The 313-nt window shown below is 59.7% G+C and carries 1 protein-coding gene; it reads left to right on the top strand.

What is annotated here, in order from left to right:
• Window positions 1-208 (top strand): hypothetical protein (locus AF337_RS40290; RefSeq protein WP_152971041.1); only part of this gene is annotated, 208 nt, incomplete at its 5' end.
• Window positions 209-313: the final 105 nt, after the last annotated feature.

Here is a 313-nt window from a genome sequence, read left to right as displayed (position 1 = left end):
GGGACTAACCTCTCTCATTTCCACCAGCCTGGGTGCTACGGAGAACGAGGCCGTGAACGCTGTCGCCCGCGGCTTGGGCTTCAAGGCAACCAGCAGCCAGTTGCGAGACGTGATCCTTGCTCGCATCGAAGTGCTTAAGTCCGATGGCGAGTTGTTGGTTCGAGATGGCATGCTCGTCTCGGGGAATGCGATGGCGTCTGCTCAGTGAGGAAGCCTTTCAATGTGACATGCCGAGGATTCCGTCGAGTTCTCGCTGCCCGCGCTTGCCCACCATGGTAAGATCGAACATGGGCTGGCGCATTGGGCCGGCACC

The organism is Rhizobium ecuadorense, assembly GCF_001187535.1.
Lineage (GTDB): Bacteria > Pseudomonadota > Alphaproteobacteria > Rhizobiales > Rhizobiaceae > Rhizobium > Rhizobium ecuadorense.
The sequence above is the reverse complement of the archived record's forward strand: the minus strand, read 5'-3'. Positions and strand labels throughout refer to the sequence as shown.